16 protein-coding genes and 1 pseudogene are annotated in these 18,140 nt (G+C 45.8%); 16 read left to right on the top strand and 1 reads right to left on the bottom strand.

Features of this window, described 5'->3' with window-relative positions; genetic code table 11:
- Window positions 1-23: 23 nt before the first annotated feature.
- The 16 genes and pseudogenes from MiSe_RS06235 to MiSe_RS06310 all read left to right on the top strand — a co-directional run.
- Window positions 24-960: pseudogene (locus MiSe_RS06235) on the top strand (RRXRR domain-containing protein); the annotation flags it as partial.
- Between the two features lie 84 nt (window positions 961-1,044).
- Complete coding sequence (mltG, locus tag MiSe_RS06240; RefSeq protein ID WP_226576117.1) at window positions 1,045-2,139, top strand: endolytic transglycosylase MltG; 1,095 nt, start codon at window positions 1,045-1,047, stop codon at window positions 2,137-2,139.
- A gap of 134 nt (window positions 2,140-2,273) precedes the next feature.
- On the top strand, window positions 2,274-2,822 hold the full coding sequence (locus MiSe_RS06245) for a YqeG family HAD IIIA-type phosphatase (protein WP_226576119.1): 549 nt from the start codon (window positions 2,274-2,276) through the stop codon (window positions 2,820-2,822).
- A 390-nt stretch (window positions 2,823-3,212) separates the two neighbouring features.
- Complete coding sequence (gene proB, locus MiSe_RS06250; protein WP_226576133.1) at window positions 3,213-4,328, top strand: glutamate 5-kinase; 1,116 nt, start codon at window positions 3,213-3,215, stop codon at window positions 4,326-4,328.
- Between the two features lie 859 nt (window positions 4,329-5,187).
- Window positions 5,188-6,204 carry a glycosyltransferase family 2 protein gene (locus tag MiSe_RS06255; RefSeq protein WP_226576135.1) on the top strand — a complete coding sequence of 339 codons (1,017 nt, stop codon included), beginning with the start codon at window positions 5,188-5,190 and terminating at the stop codon, window positions 6,202-6,204.
- A gap of 36 nt (window positions 6,205-6,240) precedes the next feature.
- Window positions 6,241-7,092 (top strand): glucose-1-phosphate cytidylyltransferase, encoded by an 852-nt coding sequence (gene rfbF, locus MiSe_RS06260; RefSeq protein WP_226576137.1) that lies wholly within the window; start codon window positions 6,241-6,243, stop codon window positions 7,090-7,092.
- Window positions 7,016-8,056, top strand: coding sequence for an NAD-dependent epimerase/dehydratase family protein (locus MiSe_RS06265; RefSeq protein WP_226576139.1), 1,041 nt, complete (start codon window positions 7,016-7,018; stop codon window positions 8,054-8,056). The genes rfbF and MiSe_RS06265 overlap by 77 nt, the downstream gene beginning before the upstream one ends.
- A 39-nt stretch (window positions 8,057-8,095) precedes the next feature.
- Window positions 8,096-9,451: a lipopolysaccharide biosynthesis protein RfbH gene (gene rfbH, locus MiSe_RS06270; RefSeq protein ID WP_226576147.1), complete on the top strand. Its 1,356-nt coding sequence runs from the start codon at window positions 8,096-8,098 to the stop codon at window positions 9,449-9,451.
- Between the two features lie 237 nt (window positions 9,452-9,688).
- Window positions 9,689-10,255, top strand: coding sequence for a dTDP-4-dehydrorhamnose 3,5-epimerase (rfbC, locus tag MiSe_RS06275; protein ID WP_226576149.1), 567 nt, complete (start codon window positions 9,689-9,691; stop codon window positions 10,253-10,255).
- A gap of 19 nt (window positions 10,256-10,274) precedes the next feature.
- A complete protein-coding gene (locus tag MiSe_RS06280; RefSeq protein WP_226576151.1) occupies window positions 10,275-11,222 on the top strand; it encodes an SDR family oxidoreductase in 948 nt (315 codons plus the stop codon).
- Window positions 11,212-12,249, top strand: coding sequence for an oxidoreductase (locus tag MiSe_RS06285; protein WP_226576158.1), 1,038 nt, complete (start codon window positions 11,212-11,214; stop codon window positions 12,247-12,249). Before MiSe_RS06280 ends, MiSe_RS06285 begins: the two co-directional genes overlap by 11 nt.
- A gap of 75 nt (window positions 12,250-12,324) precedes the next feature.
- Window positions 12,325-13,329, top strand: a complete 1,005-nt coding sequence (locus tag MiSe_RS06290) for a phytanoyl-CoA dioxygenase family protein (RefSeq protein ID WP_226576160.1) — start codon at window positions 12,325-12,327, stop codon at window positions 13,327-13,329.
- A 4-nt stretch (window positions 13,330-13,333) separates the two neighbouring features.
- Window positions 13,334-14,326, top strand: coding sequence for an acyltransferase family protein (locus tag MiSe_RS06295; RefSeq protein WP_226576162.1), 993 nt, complete (start codon window positions 13,334-13,336; stop codon window positions 14,324-14,326).
- 6 nt (window positions 14,327-14,332) lie between these two features.
- The gene (locus MiSe_RS06300; RefSeq protein WP_226576164.1) at window positions 14,333-15,394 is read left to right on the top strand and encodes an acyltransferase family protein; all 1,062 of its coding nucleotides are present in this window, start codon (window positions 14,333-14,335) and stop codon (window positions 15,392-15,394) included.
- Window positions 15,395-15,396: 2 nt separating this feature from the next.
- Window positions 15,397-16,014, top strand: a complete 618-nt coding sequence (locus MiSe_RS06305) for a YdcF family protein (protein ID WP_226576171.1) — start codon at window positions 15,397-15,399, stop codon at window positions 16,012-16,014.
- 24 nt (window positions 16,015-16,038) lie between these two features.
- A complete protein-coding gene (locus tag MiSe_RS06310) occupies window positions 16,039-17,055 on the top strand; it encodes an acyltransferase family protein (protein ID WP_226576173.1) in 1,017 nt (338 codons plus the stop codon).
- A gap of 76 nt (window positions 17,056-17,131) precedes the next feature.
- On the opposite strand, the gene MiSe_RS06315 is transcribed toward MiSe_RS06310, so the two are convergent.
- Entirely contained in the window at window positions 17,132-18,112 is a 981-nt protein-coding gene (locus tag MiSe_RS06315) for a glycosyltransferase family 2 protein (RefSeq protein ID WP_226576174.1), read from the bottom strand.
- Window positions 18,113-18,140: the final 28 nt, after the last annotated feature.

The raw sequence follows: 18,140 nt of genomic DNA on the forward strand, positions 1-18,140 counted from the left end.
GTGCCGAATCTTTGAGGAGCCGTGTGAAGAGAAATTTTCAAGCACGGTTTTGTAGGAGAGTTCGGGGAAGTGATTCCCCGTTCGACTCCAGCGGAATTGGCGGGAAGTTCACGCTATATACGGCACATCTGATTCTGCCGTTCCCAGCGGTACGAGATCGGATGGATGCACGGCGGTTAATGCGACTCTTAAGACGAGGACGCAGAATCAACCGCAAGATGGCATTCTCAAAACGCGCCCATCGTCAGAAGCGATTGGCGAATCGTCGTCAAGGCAAACTTGCACCGTCGAACAGTGCCAATCGTCAGCTAGAACTCAGAATCGTGTCTTTTCTCTGCCAGCTGTACCCAGTGGCAGAAATCAGGTATGAGTATGTTCGGGCAGATGTGGACTTAACCAGTGGGCGCAGAGCGGCGAAATCAGGAAAAGGCTTCTCTGGGGTGATGGTGGGTCAAGTTTGGATGCCCAAACAGTTGGGACAAATTGCGTCCACGATTAAAATCGAAGACCATCAGACTGCCTCAACTCGCAAGCATCTCGGACTGGTCAACAACAAAGCAGACAAGTCACTGGCGCAGTTCAACACTCACGCAGTAGATGGTGTAAGTATTGCCGCCTCTCACTTTGTTCAGTATCGGCAAGATCGCAAACAGGGTGAAGACGGTGCGAACTGGTTCGCCTCGGTTTCGATTACACCTGCATTGTTTTTTGTGATTCGCCGTCCTCCCTACAGTCGTCGTCAACTGCATTTGATGGTTCCGGCGAAAGGTGGCAATCGGCGCAAATATGGCCGTCATGGATTGCGTAAAGGTGATTTGGTCGATTCCCCCAAAGGAATTGGCTACGCAGCGTGGCGATACCGAAAAACAAATATCTGTCAGCGATGCCAACTGGAAGCGGTTGGGGCAGATTGCGGCATCGAAGGTGTCGTTAATTCGCAGAAGTATTGGGTTGGTTGTTTGGGTGGCACCCTTGCCACACTCAACAACCGCTGATATCACTCCCCACCGCTACCGGCGGATGGGGTATCTCGGAGATAAAGAGATGAAAGCTGTCAGGGGCTCCTCAAAATGGTTGTTTTACCTGGTGCTGCTCCCAGCAGTACTGGGATTGTGTGCTTGGCAGGGCTGGGCTTGGTGGAGTTGGGCTAGTGCGCCGCCTGTTACATCCTCAACGCCATCCGAGCGAGCGGAAAACACAGTGCAAATCAGAATTCCCCAAGGCACGACGGCGCAGCAAATCGGGCGCGATCTCAAAGCAGCCGGGTTGATTCGCTCCACTGTAGCATGGAATCTTTGGGGGCGTTGGTTAAGGCTGCAAAACAAGGGGTCTTTTCAGGCAGGAACATACGAACTCTCACCCTTGACTTCGCTCTCAGAAATTGCAGCTAAACTTGGCAGCGGCGGCGTCGTGCAACAAAGCTTTACGATTCCCGAAGGCTGGTCGCTGCGGCAAATGGCAGCTTACTTTGAATCCCAAGGCTTTTTTGCCGCCTCTGAATTTCTCGCCGCTGCCAAACAAATTCCCCGCGATCAATTTCCCTGGTTACCCGCAGGGTTACCCCACTTGGAAGGCTTTTTATACCCGGATACCTACCAACTGGCATCGGGTGCGATCGCTCCAGAAACCGTCATCAAACTGATGCTGAAACGATTTGAAGAAGTAGCGCTGCCAATTTACGACCGCGCTAGAGTGAACAAACAAACCTCTTACAATCTCTTGCAATGGGTAACGCTGGCTTCAGTTGTAGAAAAAGAGGCAGTAGTTCCCACCGAACGCCGTAAGATTGCGGGTGTTTTTGTCAAACGATTGCAGCGAGGAATGAGACTCGAATCTGACCCCACGGTTGAATACGGATTGAACATCAGACAGACAGCGGATCAACCCCTGACGTTCAAGCAAGTCAGAACCCCTTCTCCTTATAACACCTATCTCAATCCAGGTCTGCCCCCCACCCCCATTGCCAGTCCGGGAGTTCCCAGCTTAGAAGCCACCCTCAATCCCGAAAACACCGAGGAAATCTTCTTTGTAGCCCGCTACGACGGCACCCATGTCTTCAGTCGCACCCTCGCCGAACACGAAGCAGCGGTGAGGAAGATCCGGCAACAACGGGAAGCGCGACGCAAGGCGGCTCCTTAGTCCAATTAATACCGAGTCAGCTAATAGCCAATGGTTAATTGTCAGAAGAAGAACTTTACAATTAACCATTAGCAATTAGCCATTAGCAATTAACCATTAGCAATTAGCCATTAGCAATTAGCCATTAGCAATTTATGTCTTGGGGCGCCCTATTACAGCCTGATTTAATTCTAGAGGGGTCAGTAGTAAATCTGACACCGGAGATGTTGCAAAAATATCAGATCAAGGGTCTGGTATTGGATGTGGATGACACCCTAGTACCGCTCAAGGTCGCCCAGGCATCGCAGGAGTTGCACCAATGGGTCGAGGAAATCCGACAGGTGGCGCAGATGTGGCTGGTGAGCAATAACCTGAGCGAGGCGCGCATCGGTAGCATTGCTCGCGCTTTAAACTTACCCTACCTGCACGGGGCTAGCAAGCCGTCACGGCGCAAGTTAAGACAGGCAGTCAAAGCGATGAACCTGCCGGTGGAACAGGTGGGAATGGTGGGCGATCGCTTGTTTACCGACGTGCTGGCTGGTAATCGCCTCGGCATGTTTACCATTTTGGTAGAACCCATCGTCCCTCCCGCCCAAGCCATCGATTCGTTTGGGGTGCGTGCGCTGGAAGTCTGGGTGTCGCAAGTCTTGGGCGCTACCCTACCCCCACGGCAACAAAAATTTACTAACCATCGTAAATCCTGATAATCGTAAACATAAAAAAATTATTATGATTTTTCAGGCTCTGGGATTCTAGATCCTGAAAAATCGGGTCAGCCAAGATAAAGACCGTGAACTACCCCAACCTATAGACCGACGGGGCTTTCCAATTCAACGGGAAATGCCGCTATAACCATGTAGTTTTATTGGTCTTACATTCCCTCCAAGGGCAGGAGTTTTAGTTCCTAAGACCCAAACTTATCGCCGTGACATATACCTATTAGCTTGGTTTTCGCTTATGGCATTGATGTACAAACATTTCTCAATTATAGCACATTCAATGGCGACATTAGGGCATCTTGTTATGGGTAATCGGTAATTGGCTTTGACCCACGACCCAATCTAAAATCTAAAATCTGAAATCTAAAATTGCTTATGTCTCAAACGCTTATTGTCAAAATTGGCACATCTAGTCTGACGCAGCCGGAAACAGGCCGTCTCGCCCTTTCTACCATCGCTACTTTAGTTGAAACCCTGACAAATTTGCGTCACCAGGGTCACCGAGTCGTGTTAGTATCATCGGGAGCGGTGGGGGTGGGGTGCGATCGCTTGGGCATCACCGAACGACCCCGCAGCGTCACCCTCAAGCAAGCTGTAGCGGCGGTGGGACAGGGACGCTTGATGCGCGTGTACGACGATTTGTTTAGCCACCTGCAACAACCGATTGCCCAAGTACTGCTGACGCGGGGCGACTTAGTACAGCGCAGCCGCTATGTCAATGCCTACAACACGTTTCAAGAACTACTGCGCCTGGGCGTTATCCCGATTGTGAACGAAAACGACACCGTAGCCGTCGAGGAATTAAAATTTGGCGATAACGATACCCTCTCTGCCCTAGTCGCCAGCTTAATCGAAGCCGACTGGCTATTTTTACTCACAGATGTGGATCGCCTTTACTCAGCCGATCCCCGCAGCAATCCCGATGCTCAACCGATTGCTTTAGTTAACCGCATCGAGCAATTAGAAGAATTACAGGTACAAACCGGAGCTGCCGGTTCCCAATGGGGAACCGGCGGCATGGTGACCAAAATTTCGGCAGCTCGAATTGCCACCGTTGCGGGTGTGCGAACAGTTATCACCGAAGGCAGATCGCCCCATAACATCCAAAAAATCTTGCAGGGAGAACAGATCGGCACCCACTTCGCGCCCCAAACAGTGCCAACGAATGCCCGCAAACGCTGGATCGCTCACGGGTTAATCCCCGCAGGCAAGCTTTACTTGGACGCGGGAGCAGTCAAAGCCGTTACCTCTGCGGGGAAATCCCTTTTAGCTGCTGGAATTACGTCTATAGAGGGAGACTTTCAGGCATCCGATGCCGTTACTCTATACGATACAGAAGGTCGCGCCATCGCTAGAGGAATTGCGAACTACAGCAGCACCGAGCTGGAGCGGATTCGAGGGCATCAATCTGCAGAAATTCCTGCCATATTGGGCTATGCAGGCGCAGCAACGGTAGTTCATCGCGATAACCTCGTTCTGCTCAACAGTTAAACCAAGCTGATTCAGCTGTGACTACGATCCTCTTTACTGTACTGTTTAATCCAACAGCGTTCTAAAAGATCTACCTTGTGGCGATGCCAATAGCGACGAGGATTCAATATAGTTGTGGAACAAAATAGGGGCTGGTTGAGGAACTGCCAGACAGGAAAGCGAATCGTACTGTGTTTTATAGTCATAAACTGAATATTGTTGAGTGCGGTGGCTCCAAAATTAGCACCGTATCATCTGGATTGACATTGTACGGCCTGTTGGTATAACTTTGCCAAAAACTACCAATGGTTGTCTTGGTGAAGATTGCGGGATTTTATGATAGATTTTTTACTTGGTTTAGTGTAGTTTCCCGGTAGCGCGAACCAATGGGTTTGTGCTAAGTAGTATCGCAGCGCACAAAACTTGGCAGCTTGTAGTATCATACCGTCTCGAGAGTCGCTAGTGAGTAAATAGACGGAGGAAGAGTCCCCCTTGTACCTTTTATTACCAAAACATCAGGTAAAATTTTCCTTTGAACCCCTGACTCGCCGTGGAAGTGGGAAAGTTTTGCCATAATACAGGGTGGGTGCGATGGCGTACCCGTTGGTGGAAATGGGGATTTTTTGCCACAAATCTCCGGGTTAGATCGTAACTCCCCATCTGGCAAATCCGTAGAATTTACAAAAATATACTTTACAGGAACTTTAAAAACAGTATAAAATAGATCTGGATTTTAAAGATTATATAAAAATATGGGATTGTACGTAGAAGCTATAACCAAGATTGATAAGATTTAAGCTACAACTTTGCTATCAAATACGCTGGCATAACAGTTAAAGATACATCAAGGCATTTACCTCATGTCAAGAAGGATAAACACATGATAACAAACGATAAGCCTCGTGTCAGCATCGGACTGCCAATATATAATGCGGAAAAGTTTCTCAGACAAGCAATGGATGCGCTTTTAGGTCAAACATTCGCGGATTTTGAGCTAATTATTTCCGACAACGGCTCCACAGATGGAACGGAAGCGATTTGTCGGGAATATGCGAGCAAGGATAGCAGGATTAAATATTACAAAAACGAAACAAACTTAGGAGCGGCTAAAAATTTCAACCGCGTTTTTGAACTGTCGCGGGGAGAATACTTCAAATGGGCTTCCCACGATGATATATGCGAGCCTGAATACCTAGAGCGTTGCGTAGAAGTACTAGATCGCAATCAGGCGGTGGTTTTATGCTATCCCCAGGCAAACACAATTGACGAACAAGGAAATTGGCAAAAGATTTATACCCAGAATCTCAAGATATTGGCAGAAAAACCCCACGAACGTTTCTATCAATTACTGGAAACTTTTGGCTGGTATCACGGGACTCAACTTTACGGGCTAAACCGTGCTAGCGTGCTGAAGAAAACGATGCTATTGGGGAATTATCCCCATGCAGACCGGGTTTTATTGTCAGAATTGGCAATTCTAGGTCAGTTTGACGAAGTGCCGGAATTTCTATTCAACCGAAGAGTGCATCCAAAAGTGGCACAAATCGAGAACCCGACTTACAAAGCTTTAGCAGTTTGGTTCGACCCCAAAAATAAAGGAAAAATTATGCTGCCTCGCTGGCGGCGGTATTGGGAGTTCTGCCATGCGGTACAGCGGCACGAATTGAGCGCAGATGAGAAAATTCGCTGCTATATGGCGATTGTGGGGCGGTTGTTCCTCTCGCCGGGATTGACCAGAAGGTTGACAGGCATGTTGCAAGATGGGTTGCAAGCTGCGGTACGGTTGGTGTTAAAACAGATACAACAGCCAACCAAAATAGACGGCAAGAGTGCCGTACAAATAAAAGAAGTTGGGACAGGTGACCCGAAAGTGGGTGCAAAGACAGTTACAAGGTAAACCAAAGCGCGATCTGAGTAAGGAAAAAATTTGGGTATGAAAGTAGCGCTGCTAGCGGGGGGACTGGGGACTCGTCTTGCCGAAGAAACCGAGGTCAAACCGAAACCGATGGTGGAAATTGGCGGGAAACCGATCCTCTGGCATATCATGATGCACTATTCCCACTATGGGTTTAACAATTTTGCGATCGCTCTCGGCTACAAAGGCGAAGTCATCAAAAAATACATAGTGGACTATTGCTCGCTTAACAGCAACCTCACGGTTGATTTCCAAACAGGTGCAGTCACCATGAGTGGCGGTCATCGACCATCTTGGACGGTAGACTTAGTCGATACGGGAATGAATTCCCTCACCGGAGGTAGAATCAAGCGCCTCGCACCCTGCATCGGCAACGAAACCTTTATGGCTACCTACGGGGATGGAGTTTCTGATGTCAATTTACAAGATTTATTGGCCTTCCATAAATCCCACGGCAAACTGGTTACCTTAACCGTAGTACACCCCCCAGCAAGGTTTGGGCATTTAGAACTAGATGGCGATCAAGTCACCGAATTTTCGGAAAAACCCCAAACGCGAGAAGGTTGGATTAACAGCGGCTTTTTTGTTCTAGAACCCGAAATCTTTGATTACATTGACGGCGATCAGACATCCTGGGAAAAAGAGCCGCTAGAAAGATTAGCAAAAGAAGGACAAGTAATGGCTTATCAGCATACTTCCTTCTGGCAGTGCATGGATACAATTCGCGACAAAAAATTGTTGGAAACACTTTGGCAAACTGGCAAAGCACCTTGGAAAATGTGGGAGGAGGAGAATGGGAATCTTGGTAACCGGACACAAGGGGTACATCGGTACAACGACGGTGCCAATGTTGTTAGCGGCAGGGCATGAAGTTGTAGGCATAGATAGCAATTTATTCGGGCAGTCTACCTTTTTAGATGGCATCGCCAATATCCCCGAATTAAATAAAGATATCCGCGACGTTGAAGCCGAGGATTTGCGCGGATTTGATGCGATTATTCACTTAGCTGCCTTGGCAAACGACCCCTTGGGTAACCTGGATCCAGACTTAACTTATGAAATCAATCATAAAGCATCGGTGCGGTTAGCTTCTCTAGCTAAAGAAGTAGGAGTGGAAAGATTTTTGTTCTCCTCTTCTTGCAGTACATATGGGTCAGCGGGTGAGGGAAAAGTCACCGAATCAGCCGAATTTAATCCTGTCACTCCCTACGGAACATCCAAGGTGCTAGTCGAACAGGATGTCGCCAAATTAGCGGATGACAATTTCAGTCCTACGTTTCTCCGCAACGCTACTGCATACGGCGTATCTCCCATGTTGCGGTTTGATTTAGTACTCAACAACCTCGTTGCTTGGGCGATGACTACGGGGCGAGTTTATATCAAAAGCGACGGCACGCCTTGGCGTCCCATCGTCCACATTGAAGATATTAACCGCGCCTTTATTGCCGTGTTGAATGCACCGCGCGAAACTATCCACAATCAAGCGTTTAATGTGGGTAAAACTACGGAAAATTATCAAGTCCGCGACATCGCCGAAATTGTTAAAGAAACCGTTCCGGGGTGCGAAGTTGAATACGCCCCTGGTGGGGAACCCGACAAGCGGTCTTATCAAGTAGACTTCAGTAAAATCGAGCGGATGCTGCCGGAATTTAAACCGCAATGGACTGCTCGAATGGGAGCAAAACAACTGTATGAAACATACCAAAAAGTTGGGTTGCGCCTAGAAGATTTTGAAGGACCGCGTTACAAGCGCATCGACCAAATTAAGCAATTACTCAGTAGCGGTCGTTTAGACAAGACTCTGCGCTGGAACCAGTCGGTAGCGACTGCTTAAATTTTTGTTCAATTTTAACCTAATTTTTCATCGAAGATCATGCTGGCATCTCCTCCTCCTCAAAGTTCGGAAAATAACCCGCTCCAACAAGAAAAAGAACTGCGATCGCAAGTTATGGCAGCAGTTCTAGAATACTATCAGTTCAAATTCAAAAAAAAGGAATTTGTCCCCGGAAAATCCTACATCCAGAATGCCGCCAAAGTCTTCGACCAAGAAGAACTGCTCAAATTAGTCGATGCTTCTTTGGATTTTTGGTTGACAACGGGACGCTTTGCTGCTGAATTTGAACAGCGCTTTGCTGAGTGGATGGGACTCAAGCATTGCATGTTGGTTAACTCCGGTTCCTCGGCAAATTTGGTCGCTTTGTCCGCGCTGACTTCCCCCAAATTGGGAGCGAAACAACTCAAACCAGGGGACGAAGTAATTACAGTTGCCGCTGGGTTTCCCACAACGGTAAATCCGATTTTTCAGAATCAATTGGTTCCCGTATTTTTAGATAGTCACTTACCGACTTACGGGGTTGATGTTTTTCAGTTAGAAGCTGCCCTTTCCCCGCGCACGAAGGCAATTATGATCGCCCATACTTTGGGAAATCCCTTCGATTTAGAAGCGGTGATGGCGTTTGCCCAAAAGCACGATCTTTGGGTAGTAGAAGATAACTGCGATGCGGTGGGAAGCGTCTATAAAGGACAAAAAACTGGCAGGTTTGGACATATCACAACCGTCAGTTTCTATCCCGCTCACCATATGACAATGGGTGAAGGGGGCGCGGTTTTAACTAACGATACTCGCCTGAAGAAAATTGTCGAATCTTTCCGCGACTGGGGTCGAGATTGTTGGTGTGCGCCTGGAGTGGATAATACTTGTCAGAAACGCTACGGTTGGCAATTGGGTGAGTTGCCTTTTGGGTATGACCATAAGTTTACCTATTCGCATATTGGGTACAATTTGAAAATGACCGATATGCAGGCGGCTATCGGTTGCGCTCAGTTGGATAAGTTGCCTGATTTTATTGCCAAGCGTCAGCATAATTTTAAGTTTTTGCACGAGCAATTGCAGGATTTGCAAGATGTTTTAATGTTGCCTGAAGCGACGCCTGGGTCGGAACCTAGTTGGTTTGGTTTCCCGATTTTTGTGAAGGAAGATGCTCCTTTTAGTCGGAACGATTTGGTGCAGCATTTGGAAGCAAATTGCGTTAGCACCAGGCTTTTGTTTGGGGGGAATTTGCTCCGGCAACCAGCTTATAAAGGGTTGAATTATCGCGTGGTGGGCGATTTGAAGAATGCGGATCGGATTATGATGGGGACTTTTTGGGTTGGCGTTTTTCCGGGTTTGACGGATGAAATGCTGACTTATGTTGCGGAGACGATTCGTAGTTTTTGTCGCAGTTTTTAGTTTGTAGTGAGGACTTTAGTCCTCACTTTGTCGCTGGAGGGAAGAATCTTTTTAAACGAACCACAGAGGCACAGAGGTCGCAGAGGAAGAGAATGGGGAGAATTTAACCTATGAATATGGAACAGTTTTTTTAAATGAACCGCAAAAGACGCAGAGGACGCAGAGGAAAAGAATGGGGAGAGGTTTTGATTGGAGAGGAATGGAGTTTTTGGTAGGTAGTTTACACTAGCTGGAAAGATGGAAATTAGGGAGACTAAAATTTCGGGTTGTTACGAGCTAAGTCCGATTGTGTTTCATAAGGACTATCGGGGGAGTTTTGTCAAGACTTTTCACAAGGATGTTTTTAGTAAGCATGGGCTAGAAACTAATTTTGTGGAGGAGTATTATTCGGTTTCGGTGCAAAATGTGTTGCGGGGGTTGCATTTTCAAACTCCGCCGGCAGATCCGAATAAGTTGGTTTATTGTCCTTTGGGTCGAATTATGGATGTCATTGTTGATGTTCGGGTGGGTTCGCCTAGTTATGGACAATTTGAAGTGTTTGATTTGAGTGCGGAAAATGGGAAGATGGTTTATCTGGATCCTGGTTTAGCACATGGGTTTTATGTGTTAAGCGAAACGGCTATGGTGATGTATAAGATTTCTCAACTATATTCGCCTGAAAATGATACGGGGATTCGTTGGGATTCGGTGGGGATTCCTTGGCCTAGTAATAATCCGATTTTATCTCAAAGGGATAGGGAGTTTTTACCGCTGGCTGAGTTTAAGAATCCGTTTGTTTACAGCGAAAAGATGGCGATGGCGTAGAGTTAATAGGGTGAATGAGATGGGAAGAACCGACTCGTTACGCAATAAAAGTTTTCTCATCACGGGTGCGGCGGGAATGCTGGGTAAGGCGTTTCACGAAGCTTTAATTGAGGATGTGGAAGGGTGTAAAGTTATTGCGCTTTCTCATCAAGATTTGGATATTACGGATAGAAATGCTGTCCTGAGTCTGGAGACCCAAAAACCGGATTTTATCCTCCATTGTGCTGCCCAAACTAATGTAGACCGCTGTCAGGAAGAACCGGAAAGTTGTGCTGGCGTGCAGATTGATGGGACGCTGCATATTGCTGAGTTGGCACAGCAAACGAAAGCGAAGGTTTTTTATCCGCAAAGTTTTCTGATTTTTGATGGATCTGATACGCCGACGACGGAAGCAACTCAACCTGCACCGCTTTCAATTTATGGGAACTATAAGTTAGAGGCAGAAAGGCAATTGTTATCGATGCTTCCTGATAGTTTGGTGGTGCGGATGGCTGGTTTTTTTGGTGGGGAGGAGGCGGATAAGAATTTTGTCGGTAAGTTTGCCCGTCATTTGGTGAAGTTAATTGGGGATGGGGTGACTAGCTATGAGGTGGGCGATCGCATCTGGCAACCCACTTATACTCTAGACTTGGCGCGGAATTGTCTGCACTTACTGGCTTTGGGTAAAACGGGCACATACAATATGGCAGGTCATACTGAGGCGTCTTTCTTTGAGTTGGCGCAAGCTTGTGTAGAGTATCTGGGGTTAAGCGATCGCATCACTATCGAACGAGTCTCTGCTGAGATTATGGCACAACGCGATCGCGCCGCCCGCCCTAAGTGCGTGTTGCTAGCAAATCAACGCTTGCAAGCGGAAAATCTTGATATGCAACGCCCTTGGCAGGTTTCTCTCAAAGATTATCTGTCTCGACCCTATTTCCACAACTTGTTCCAAAGTTTAAATCTTGGTGCGATCGATGTTACTTGAATTGTTTGACCATCCCTTGCTGGGAAACCTGAAGAATCGCGTGGTAATGTCGGCGATGACGCGCAGTTTTGCCGATCAAAACCACTGCGTGACGGCAGCTTCGGCAGAATATTACGCCCGTCGCGCCGCTGACGGGGTGGCGCTGATCCTCACCGAAGGAACGATCGTACACCCGACGGGGGATGGATATAACGATGTTCCTTATATTTATACGCCAGAACAAACTGAAAGTTGGAAGCAAGTCACCCAACGGGTACACGAGGAAGGTAGTAAAATTTTCTGTCAGCTTTGGCATTGCGGTCGCATCTCCCATGAAGATTTTACCGGCGGCGTCCCCCCGGTGAGTTCGAGTAATAAGCAAGCTGGGGGAATTAACCGGCAAAATGGCAAACCTTATGGGGTGCCAAGGGCGTTGGAAACCGAAGAAATTCCGGAAATTTACGAGATGTTCCGCCAAGGGGCATTAAATGCGATCGCAGCCAATTTTGACGGGGTACAATTACACCTCGCCCACGGTTACCTCGCGGATCAATTTTTTGATGCTGCTATTAATGATCGCACCGATCAGTATGGCGGAGCGGTGGAAAATCGCTGTCGGTTCGCTTTAGAACTAACTGAAATTATATTGCGCGAACTCGGTGCTGAAAAAGTCATGGTTCGCTTATCCCCATCGCGCGGTTTGGGCGACGGTTTTTATGACTGGCCCGATCTGGATGATATGCTGGCTTATTTAATTCCAGAATTTGAAGGCATGGGTTTGCGGATGTTGGATATCAGCTGCGCCCGTGCTGATTATTATCAAACATCTGGACGAATTATTCGCCAAATTAGACCGATGTGGCCTCATTTAATTATGGGGGGCGCATCTTTATTACCAGGTCAAGCTGAGTCGGAACTCCAGGAAGGTTACCTAGATATGGTAACTTGGGCGCGGTTTATCCTTGCTAACCCCGATTTTGTCACCAGGTTGCGCGAAGGAAAACCGTTAATTCCAATGGAAAGCGAGATGTTAAAGACTTTAGTGTGAAATCGAGATTGTTATCTTTCCAGCATTTATGCTAAATCCAGCAGCCCCGCAAGGGGAAACCCGGTTTCTTCGTAAATGTCTAATTACCAAACCCAAGATTTTTACCAGAAACCACCAGAAACCCGGTTTCTTCGTAAATGTCTAATTACCAAACCCAAGATTTTTACCAGAAACCGGGTTTCTCTGCTAGTAAAATCCAAAATCCTTACATTCAAAATCCCTATGCTGTTCAAAATCCGCAACCAATTAACTGAAGTCGCATCCGAACTGGTTTACAAAGTAGACCTGCTCAAACATACTCCCAAACTGCCGTCTTTGAGTGAAAGCGATCGCGCAATTATCAATACGCTTAAACATGAAGGCGTTTTAGTCACCTCTGTTGACGCTTTATCGATTCCTTCTACTTCCCAAACAATCGAATCAGCCAAGAAAATCGTCACCAGGCTACAAAATCCCGACTCAGATCCGGGAATTATCCAAGACAAAAATTATTCTATCACCCGCATCGGTTACACCCAACTCGCTGCGGAATACCCAGAAATTTTTCTCTGGGGACTAAACGAGAGACTGGTGAATATTATTGAAAATTATATTGGACTGCCCATCGCTTGTATCGGAGTCGATGTTCGCAAAGATATCGGCAATGGCATTAAGGATGTCGGTCAAAGGAAATGGCATCGAGATTCCGACGATCGCCGTCAAATCAGAATCATTGTTTACTTGAGCGATGTAACTGAAAATACCATCGCTTTTGAATACGTTCCCAAACATTTAACTCCCGTCAATCCCTTCAAGTCTACCTATGCCGATGAAGAGATGAAACAGGCGGTTCCCGAATCAGCTTGGAAGGCGTGTCACGGGAATGCTGGAACAGCTGTAATGGTGGCGACGAGTGATGTTTACCATCATGCTAAAGTCCCCCCAACAGAAGGTGCAGATCGATTCACTCTTGTCTATACTTACACTTCCAGAAAACCCAGAAGATTACAACTTTGCAAGGATCATTTTTCCACGGAAGGGTTGCAAGCGCTAGAGGGCAAACTTTCCCCAAATCAAAGAGATTACGCCTTGTGGTACTAAACCTATGAAATGGAAAGTTTTAGCGGGTTTGCGTTTTTTCTTAGCTTGGGTTGTGGTTGGTTACCATTTAAGTGAATTTGTTCCTAACCCAAACAAAGATATTTTATGCAATCTGGGCAAATTGAATGGACTAGCAGCCGTTTTTGTGTTTCTAGTCCTTTCGGGTTATGGAATAGGTCACTCGATCGCCAAAGAACCACAAGGATTTTACAAGCGGCGTTTTTGGAGAATTTATCCTTTGTATTTTTCTGCCGTCTTGTTTACTTTCATTCCTCTTCTTGTCTCAAGTCAAACCGTTAAAACTTTGCGGACAGACTATAGCCTCCCCAATGTAGGAACTGTCCTGGGCAACTTATTGTTTCTGCAAAATGTTGCCGTCGATCCCATTTGGGCAAATGTCCCGTTGTGGATTTTAGGGGTTGAAGCAATCTGTTATGCTTTAACCCCATTTTTTGTGAAGATAGGCAATAAAATATTAATTGTTTTAATGGGCTTATCGGCTGTATTTTATGGGGCGTTTCCCTATATTTATGAGGCAATTTACCCCAAGGCAAAAGTTCCTTTCTACAGTTATTTTTTATATGGCATACCCTTATTATTGTTACTGTGGTCGTGGCTTCTAGGCTTTCTGTACTTCCGGAATAACGAAACCAATCTTTGGAAAGCAATCCTAGTTGGGTTGGGGACTATTGTGTTAATAGTAAACCAATATCATACGGGTAAACTCGGCATCCTCACCTACCTGATTGGCAGTTTGGTCATAGTTTTTTCATCCTCGATTAAAGTACCCAAATTTCTTGATGGTATTCTCAACTATTTAGGGGAGATTTCCTATCCGCTTTATTTATTCCACTTTCCCACTTTGATTTTTGCTTATACCATTCTCGGTGTAAGAAACTCGTTTAGTCATGCTTTCCTAGCTTTGGCAGTCTCGCTGGTGTTTTATCACTTGATTGAAGTTCCTGTACGCAGGCTAAGAAAGAAAGTAGAAGGATAGATAACAATGAACTGGCAAATTTTATTAGGTTGGCGTTTTGTTTTAGTATTTTTGATCTCTTGTGCATTATTAAGACAATTTCTCCCAGATATAAACGATCCCCTCTATCATTTAAGGGCGTTTACTTCTGTGGGAAATGCGATCGCTTTACTCATCCTCTCAGGCTATGCGACGGCGAGTTCGATTACCAAAAATCCAGAAGGCTTTTACAAACGTCGCTTCATCAGAATCTATCCTTTGTACTTGTGTGCCATTCTAGTAGCACTTTTACCCTTTTTGTTTTTTGGCGATCGCATTGAACCCCTACAAGACAAACATTATCCCATAGTTCCCCCCAAAGTAGAAACATTTTTTGCCTACTTATTTCTTGTACCAGGGTTTGTGGGTGACGTTTTTTGGTCAAATACATTTATCTGGCTTGTAGGTATTTTGGCAGTAGGCTATCTTTTCGCACCCTGGTTGATTCGTGTCAATAGTAAGGTGATTCTGGCTTTGATTGCGCTTTCCGGTTTGCTGTACATAGTCACTCCCTATGTTTATTACATCTGGTGGGAAGGGAAAGCCCCATTTAATTTGGCTCAATTAGGTCAATTATGGCACCAAAAAGACAAATTACCTTATTATCCATTTTTAGGATATAATCTACTATTTTTCCTTCACGCTTGGACATGGCTTTTGGGTTTCTTCTATTTTCGCGAACAAGATAAATTATCAGCGAAACTCGTGCTGCTGGCGGGGAGTTTAATGTTAATACTGAACCAAGACCGCACGGGAATGTTTTCTTTAGTCATCTACTTTGTTACTTGTTTGGTATTAATAATTGGCGGTAAAATAAAGCTGCCCAGGGTGCTAGGAAAGATCTGCGAATACTTAGGGGGTATTGCATATCCCTTCTTTCTATTTCACCGACCGACTTATATTTTTGCCTATAAGCTGGGAATCACGAATTCAGCCACGTTAATTTTTCTGGCTTTGTTAGTCGGAATGTTCTTTTATCATGCTGTAGATATACCCGTGCGTTCCAGAATGATGCCTGGAAAGAAAATTATTGCGCCTCAAGGAGAGTAACGGTGGAAAACAGCATAAAGCCCAGGTTAGCATTAGCTAAAAAAATCCGCAGAGGGTTTTATATCGTAGGTGGTGGGATTGGGGCTTTACTGTTAGGATTGTATGGGTTCGTTGGTGTCAGGTTAGCGATCGCCAATCACACTACTCCCACCCCCGAAGCGATTATGCTCTTAGGTGGCGGCAAAGGACGGGAACAATTTACCGTTGAGTTTGCTAAAGCTCATCCTTCTCTGGATATTTTGGCTTCTGGGGTGCGTTTCCCAGATGGACTTGAGGTGTTTCGAGATGCAGGGATTCCCGAAAATCGATTGTATTCCAACATTTATGCGGTGGATACGGTCGGTAACTTTGCTATAACTGTGGAAGAATTACAAAAGCGCAAGGTTCATCATGTATACCTGATTACTTCCGACTATCATATGTCGAGAGCTGTTGCGGTTGCTACCATAATTTTGGGAAGTCGAGGAATTGCTTTTACCCCTGTCTCAATTGCTACTAACGAAACCCCAGAAACTTGGTCGTGGCTTCGCATTGCAAGGGATACGAGTCGTTCTATTTTCTGGATTTTCACAGGTCGCACTGGAGCTAACTTTACCATACATCTAAAATTGAAGAGGTAAACTAACTCTCCACAACTTATTTTTATGGCAGAATCAAACAAAATGAACTGGCAAGTCCTTCTAGGACTGCGTTTTATCTTTGTATTTTTTATTACTTGTGCCCAGTTGAGAGAATTTATAGAGAATATAGACAGCGATTTTGTCTATAATTTGAGAAAATTCACTGCCATTGGTAATGTCATCGCACTGCTTTTACTTTCAGGCTATGCTAGCGCCTATTCGATTAAAAATAATCCAGAAGGATTTTATAAGCGTCGCTTTTTAAGAATCTATCCTTTGTACTTTTGTGCGATCGTTTTATCCTTACTGCCTTTTCTGATTTTTGGTAACAAAATTGCAACGCTGCATTCAAAACCAATCGTTCCACCCAATTTAGTCTCAATAGTTGAACATTTAACGCTTTTGCAAGGTCTGGCTTTTGGCACTTTTACGTCCAACTTACCCTTATGGCCTCTAGGCATCTTGGCGCCTTGTTATCTTTTAACGCCTCTGTTGCATCGACTAAGCGATCGCATCATCGTTTTTTCGATTGCCATCTCTGGTTCATTGTACGTAGCAGTTCCCTTTTTCTATAAATTATTTTATCATAAATCCCTTCCATATTATCCTGAATTAGGTTACGAATTGCCCTTTTTTCTATTTGCCTGGGCATGGCTCTTAGGTTTTTTATACTTCCGAAAACAGAACAAAAAAGCGGGTATAATTTTCCTCTGTTCTGGATTTATAATGTTAATTATGAACCAAAGTCGCACGGGTTTCTATGCTTTAATTCTATACTTGATGGCTGGCTTGGCTTTAATCTTTGCTCGCACAACCAAACTCCCAAAGGCGGTAGGTAATACCTTTGAATATTTAGGGAATATTGCTTATCCCTTTTATTTATTTCACAAACCAACCTTTATTTTTGCCTATAAGCTACTAGGGGTGACTAATTCAGTCACCCATATTTTTCTAGCTCTGTTGGTTGGAATATTTTTTTATCACGTAGTAGATTTACCCTTGCGCTCCCGGAATAGATTGTTGGCGACACAAGGGGAGTAATAAGAAGAGGGGAGAATTGTAGCTTTCTGCAACAGCGATCGCGCTAGTTGCAGACATTGCCAGTAGGCTTTCCACCTCAGACTACAGACAAAACCTCTGTCGCCATAGAACTAGAAGCGGGGAATAGAACTTCTTGGCGAATCCAATCAGTTTTCCTAGCAATTCGGCGAGAATAGAGCGCGGCAAATAGCAATTTCCAAGCGCCTGGTGAAAATACGGCTGGGTAAGCGATTTCCCAAGCTGTTAAAAATTGTCCTTGCCGGAGTCCGACCAAACTCCAATGCAGCTTGAGAAAGGCGTTGATATCTTCCAGTGCGGGTAGGGAGGAGCGATACTTTTGATCGACTAATTTGTAGATGTTTTTTTTCATCTGCATATTTACTTCTAGTCGCTCTTGGAAAGAAGATTTTTGATTGTTTCCACCTGTCCACAGGGTGCGGTAGGCGAGGTACTCATTTAAAAATATGGCATCACCGTACTTGGCAATTTTGATCCACGAGTCGATATCGTCGCAGACATTTAAAGCCAGATCCCAACCTCCCGACGCCAGAAAAGCATCTTTGCGGAAGGCGACTTGAATTGGCGTGCCAAAGGGTACCATTTCCAACAACATGCCGTAGTGGATATCTTCTTGGGGTACGTAAAATGCCTTCCCAGTACCGCAGGGTTTAGTGCGGGTCACTTCTGCGCCATTGCCATCGACTTGTATCGCTTGACACGAACACATAACGGCTTGGGGTCGTTGAGCGATCGCTTTCGCCATCTCTTCAATGCAGTTGGGAGCCAGATAATCATCGTCATCCACTGGCTTGATCCACTTTCCCTTTGCTACGCTCACCCCTGCATTCACTGCGCCTGAGTGACCCAAGTTAGCAGAATTGCGGTGGTAAATGACGCGAGATCCTAAACTACGAATATATTCTTCCGTACCATCGTCCGAGCCGTTATCCGCCACGACCACTTCGCAGGGCCAGGTTTGTGCTAATGCGGATTCTACGGCTCGCCGCAACAGAGGTAAACGGTTATAGGTTGTGATGACAATAGTAAACTGACTCATGGCGGCGCACTTTTCTCAAACAGGTTTA

The organism is Microseira wollei NIES-4236, assembly GCF_020521235.1.
GTDB lineage: Bacteria > Cyanobacteriota > Cyanobacteriia > Cyanobacteriales > Aerosakkonemataceae > Microseira > Microseira wollei.

Coding starts and splice junctions, on each gene's coding strand:
- mltG (WP_226576117.1), top strand. CDS start 1,045: ATGAAAGCTGTCAGGGGCTCCTCAAAATGGTTGTTTTACCTGGTGCTG.
- MiSe_RS06245 (WP_226576119.1), top strand. CDS start 2,274: ATGTCTTGGGGCGCCCTATTACAGCCTGATTTAATTCTAGAGGGGTCA.
- proB (WP_226576133.1), top strand. CDS start 3,213: ATGTCTCAAACGCTTATTGTCAAAATTGGCACATCTAGTCTGACGCAG.
- MiSe_RS06255 (WP_226576135.1), top strand. CDS start 5,188: ATGATAACAAACGATAAGCCTCGTGTCAGCATCGGACTGCCAATATAT.
- rfbF (WP_226576137.1), top strand. CDS start 6,241: ATGAAAGTAGCGCTGCTAGCGGGGGGACTGGGGACTCGTCTTGCCGAA.
- MiSe_RS06265 (WP_226576139.1), top strand. CDS start 7,016: ATGGGAATCTTGGTAACCGGACACAAGGGGTACATCGGTACAACGACG.
- rfbH (WP_226576147.1), top strand. CDS start 8,096: ATGCTGGCATCTCCTCCTCCTCAAAGTTCGGAAAATAACCCGCTCCAA.
- rfbC (WP_226576149.1), top strand. CDS start 9,689: ATGGAAATTAGGGAGACTAAAATTTCGGGTTGTTACGAGCTAAGTCCG.
- MiSe_RS06280 (WP_226576151.1), top strand. CDS start 10,275: ATGGGAAGAACCGACTCGTTACGCAATAAAAGTTTTCTCATCACGGGT.
- MiSe_RS06285 (WP_226576158.1), top strand. CDS start 11,212: ATGTTACTTGAATTGTTTGACCATCCCTTGCTGGGAAACCTGAAGAAT.
- MiSe_RS06290 (WP_226576160.1), top strand. CDS start 12,325: ATGTCTAATTACCAAACCCAAGATTTTTACCAGAAACCACCAGAAACC.
- MiSe_RS06295 (WP_226576162.1), top strand. CDS start 13,334: ATGAAATGGAAAGTTTTAGCGGGTTTGCGTTTTTTCTTAGCTTGGGTT.
- MiSe_RS06300 (WP_226576164.1), top strand. CDS start 14,333: ATGAACTGGCAAATTTTATTAGGTTGGCGTTTTGTTTTAGTATTTTTG.
- MiSe_RS06310 (WP_226576173.1), top strand. CDS start 16,039: ATGGCAGAATCAAACAAAATGAACTGGCAAGTCCTTCTAGGACTGCGT.
- MiSe_RS06315 (WP_226576174.1), bottom strand. CDS start 18,112: ATGAGTCAGTTTACTATTGTCATCACAACCTATAACCGTTTACCTCTG.